This is a genomic window from Microcystis sp. M53603_WE2 (assembly GCF_030065435.1).
In genome coordinates this window covers 1-5134 of sequence record NZ_JASJFF010000935.1, presented here as the reverse complement: position 1 = coordinate 5134, position 5134 = coordinate 1, and the positions used below count along the sequence as shown (strand labels likewise).

1 protein-coding gene and 1 pseudogene are annotated in these 5134 nt (G+C 41.2%); both read left to right on the top strand.

The features are described from left to right. Positions 1-230: 230 nt before the first annotated feature. Positions 231-2786 (top strand): annotated as a pseudogene (locus PX481_RS19760) (condensation domain-containing protein); the annotation flags it as partial. Between the two features lie 15 nt (positions 2787-2801). Then, a partial coding sequence (locus tag PX481_RS19755) for a non-ribosomal peptide synthetase (RefSeq protein ID WP_288095591.1) occupies positions 2802-5134 on the top strand: 2333 nt, incomplete at its 3' end.

Sequence of the window (5134 nt, the reverse complement as noted above, 5' to 3'; positions counted from 1 at the left end):
TTTTTCCCTCAAAAAGTGCCGACCATTGGAGTGATTGGGGGGAAAATCCCTGGACTTTTTCCCTGAAAATTAGGTAATTGACCACCTGAAAATGGGTAAAACCCCACACCCCACACCCTACCACGAAAAACTTTTTGCCGCAAACCCTATGTATTTCCGAGAAATCGACTAAAAACGTTGCCAGATAAGGAGTTGAGAGAATGACATAAGAGAGAATGAATCAGCCCTACTTGGCTGTGGGGGGTAAGATTATTCTGGCCCAGAATGTTCTAGATTTGCCTAGTTTAAGTGCAGCCAAAGAGGTAACATTAATTAATACCGTACCTACAGCGATCGCTCAACTGCTGGAAATTGAGGCGATACCTGAGACTGTGCAAACGGTAAACCTCGCCGGAGAAGCTTTGTCTAATCAATTGGTACAGAAGCTTTACCAGCAGGAAAACATTAAGAATGTTTATAATCTCTACGGTCCTTCAGAAGATACCACTTATTCCACTTTTAGCTTAGTGCCTAAAGGACACCATGGACAACCGAGTATCGGCCGGCCTATTGCCAATACTCAAGTTTATATTCTGGACTCTTTTAAGCAACCGGTTCCTCTAGGAACTATTGGTGATTTATATATCGGGGGTAAAGGGTTAGCTCGATGTTATCTGAATCAACCTGAATTAACCGCCGAGAAATTTATCTCCAATCCGTTTAGTAATGAACCTAATGCCAAACTCTATAAAACAGGAGATTTAGCCCGATATTTACCCGATGGAAATATTGATTTTTTGGGGCGGGGTGATAATCAGGTAAAATTGCGGGGTTTCCGCATTGAATTAGGAGAAATTGAGGCAACTCTAGGGACTTATCCCCAAGTTAAGCAAAAGGTGGTGAAGGTTTGGGAAGACTCCTATCGGAATAAGAGGTTAGTCGCTTATCTAGTAGGAGAAAATGGTCCGATAAATACTGAGGATTTGCGTCGTTTCTTGGGACAGAAATTGCCAGAGTATATGATTCCGGCTCTTTTTGTCTCCTTAGAAACTCTCCCTCTGACTCCCAATGGAAAAATTGACCGTTCCAGTTTACCCCTCCCTGAGATACCTTGGACATCTGAGCAGGATTTTGTCCCCCCGCATACTCAGAAAGAAAAGATTTTGGCCAGTATTTGGCAAGATGTTCTCAGAATTAAACAAGTGAGTCGTTATGACCGCTTTTTTGAAGTTGGGGGCGATTCTATTCTCAGTATTCAGGTTGTCGCTCGCGCTCGTCAAGCCGGGTTGAAGATTACCCCTAAACAGATATTTGAATATCCTACTCTTGCTGAACTAGCTACAGTTGCCGATTATTCCACAGCCGAATTAGCTAAACAGGGTTTAGTGACGGGTATTGTGCCTCTCACTCCCATTCAACTGTGGTTTTTTGAGCAAAATCGCGCTGAAATGCACCACTTTAATCAGTCTGTCCTCTTAGAAGTTCCCCATCACCTGAAAGCTGATTTGTTAGCTCAATCTCTGAGAAAATTAATTGAACATCATGACGCTTTGCGGTTACGGTTTACTGTGAAGGAAGGACAATGGCAACAAGTTAATGAAGGAATGCCGGAGGAAGTACCTTTTGAAGTGATTGATTTGTCTTCTATTCCTCAATCTCAGCAAAGGGAAACTCTCTTAGCAATGGCAACAACTCAACAGGCAAGTTTAAACCTCTCTACTGGACTATTAATCAAGGCGGTACTATTTGAATTGGCACCCTATCAACCCAGTCGGTTACTGATTATTATTCATCACTTGGGGGTTGATGGTGTATCTTGGCGAATTTTGTTAGAAGATTTATTAATGACTTATCAACAGCTAGAAAGGGGGGAGAATCTAGAACTTCCACCTAAAACCATAGCCTTTCAGGATTGGGCACTTCTCTTGAGGGATTATGGACAAGGGCAAAAAGCGAAAGAGCCATTAGACTATTGGTTAACTCAACCTTGGTTAGAGGCGAGAAATTTACCTGTAGATAACGAGGCTGGAAAACAATACAATACAGTAGCGACGGCAAATGATGTCACGGTGACTCTAGATGAAGAACAAACCCGGGCCCTCTTGCAAAAAGTCCCCGCTGCCTATAACACTCAAATTAATGAGGTTTTGTTAACCGCTTTAGCAGAAACTTTGACACAATGGACAGAAAATTTGACCATATCTCTTGATTTAGAAGGACACGGACGAGAAGATTTGTTCAGTGAGGTTGACTTATCGAGGACGGTAGGTTGGTTTACCAGTCTTTTTCCGGTTATTTTGCGACTCCCCCCCGAAAATCACCCCGGTGAGCGGCTCAAATCTATTAAAGAACAGTTACGAGCTATTCCTCACAGGGGAATTGGCTATGGAATTTCGCGATATTTGAGTGATGATGCTGATATTAAGTCTCAATTAGCTGAAATTCCTGCCAGAGAAGTTTTGTTTAATTATTTAGGTCAATTTGAGCAAGGACAATTGCAAAAAGGGGATTGGAAATTAGCGGATGAGTCTAAGGGGCCTAATCACAGTCTTAAGGGACATCGTAGTCATTTATTAGAGATTACGGCCAGAGTTATCGAGGGACAGTTACAAGTAAACTGGACTTATAGCGATCTCATCTATGAACGTTCGACGGTAGAATATTTAGGGCGCAGCTATAAAGAAGCTTTGCTGAAATTGATTGAGCATTGTTTATCTCCTGATGCTGGGGGTTACACTCCCTCAGATTTTCCAGTAGCGCACTTGAATCAACAGGAATTAGACGATATTCTGGCAGAAATTGACTAATAAGGAGAATCTTTCATGGCAGACACAAAAAATCAACCCGCCAAAAATGTGGAGTCTATTTATCCTCTTTCCCCCATGCAGGAAGGGATGCTCTTTCATAGTCTTTATACTCCTGATTCAGGGATTTATTGTAGTCAAACTCTAATTACTCTGGAGGGAGAAATTAACCTTGCAGTTTTTAGGCAAGCGTGGGAAAAAGTTGTAGAGCGTCACTCGGTATTAAGGACTCTATTTCTTTGGGAAAAACGGGAAAAACCTCTGCAAATTGTGCGAAAAAAGGTTGATTTGCCTTGGGATTATCAGGATTGGCGCAATCTTTCCCCCACAGAACAACAACAACGTTTAGATTTATTGTTACAAACAGAGCGTCAACAAGGGTTTGAACTAAAAGTTGCTCCTTTAATGCGCTGCTTGATGATTCAACTATCGGACCAAACTTATAAATTCCTCTGCAATCATCATCATATTATTCTGGATGGTTGGAGTATGCCTATTATTTATCAAGAAGTTTTAGGGTTTTATGAGGCAGGTATTCAAGGGAAAAGTTATCATCTTCCTTTGCCGCGTCCCTATCAAGATTATATTGTTTGGTTACAGCAGCAAAACCCATCTGTTGCTGAGAGTTTTTGGCAGCGAACTCTTGAAGGGTTTATGACTCCCACCCCCCTGAGGGTGGACAGACTCCAGTTAATGAAATCTGAAGGTAAGCCGACTTATAAAGAGTATAACTGTCATTTATCGGCTTCTCACTCCAAAGACCTGCAATCTTTGGCGCAAAAGCATAATCTGACCTTATCTACTCTAGTACAGGCCGCTTGGGCGATTCTTCTCAGTCGCTATAGTGGGGAGTCAGAAGTTTTATTTGGGGTTACGGTTTCTGGTCGCCCTCATGATTTATCAGGGGTAGAACATAGGGTAGGATTATTTATTAATACATTGCCGCTGCGAGTCTCCATCAGAGAATCAGATTTATTGCTATCTTGGTTACAGGAATTACAGCAAAAGCAAGCAGAAATTCAGGATTATGCTTATGTTTCTCTGGCTGAAATACAGAGATTAAGTGATATTCCACCGGGGGTTCCCCTGTTTGAGAGTTTGGTCGTTTTTGAGAATTATCCTAGAGAAGCGTTATCGAGAGATTCTCGTCAATCCTTAAGGGTTAAGGATGTGGAGAATTTTGAGGAAACTAATTATCCTTTGACGGTGGTTGCTATTCCTAAACAGGAGTTACTGATTCAGTTAGTCTATGATACTAGCCGTTTTACTCAGGATACGATTGAACGGATGGCAGCACATTTACAGACTATTTTAACAGGGATTGTTACTGATACTCGGCAACGGGTAACACAATTACCTATATTGACAACACAAGAGCAACATCAGTTATTAGTAGAGTGGAACAATACCGAGGCAGATTATCCTTTAGATAAGTCTTTACATCAATTATTTGAAGAACAAGCTGCACAGAATCCGCAGGGAATAGCGGTTATTTTTGAAGGACAAAAATTAACCTATCAACAGTTAAATAACCGGGGCAATCAGTTAGCTCACTGTTTACGAGATAAGGGTGTAGGTCCAGAAAGTTTGGTCGGGATTTTTATGGAGCGTTCCCTAGAGATGGTCATCGGTTTATTAGGGATATTAAAAGCCGGGGGAGCTTATGTACCTTTAGATCCGGATTATCCTACCGAGCGCTTGGGGGATATCCTCTCAGATTCGGGTATTTCTTTGGTGTTAACTCAGGAATCTTTAGGGGATTTTCTTCCCCAAACTGGGGCCGAGTTACTGTGTTTAGATAGGGATTGGGAAAAGATAGCTACCTATAGTCCAGAAAATCCCTTCAATCTAACGACTCCTGAGAATTTAGCCTATGTTATTTATACATCAGGTTCAACGGGAAAACCCAAAGGCGTGATGAATATTCATAGAGGAATTTGTAATACTCTGACATATACTATTGGTCATTATAATATTACCTCTGAAGACCGCATTCTCCAAATTACTTCCTTGAGTTTTGATGGTTCAGTCTGGGAAATTTTTTCGTCTTTAATATCTGGTGCTTCTCTAGTCGTGGCTAAACCTGACGGGTATAAAGATATAGATTATTTAATAGATTTAATTGTGCAAGAACAAGTAACTTATTTAACTTGTGTTCCCTCAATATTGCGAGTTTTTCTGCAACATCCCAAGAGCAAATATTGCCACTATTTAAAACGAGTAATTGTCGGGGGAGAAGCCTTATCTTATGAACTCAATCAACGATTTTTTCAGCAGTTAAACTGTGAATTATATAACGCTTATGGACCAACAGAAGTAGCGGTTGAGACTACTATCTGGTGCTGTCAGCC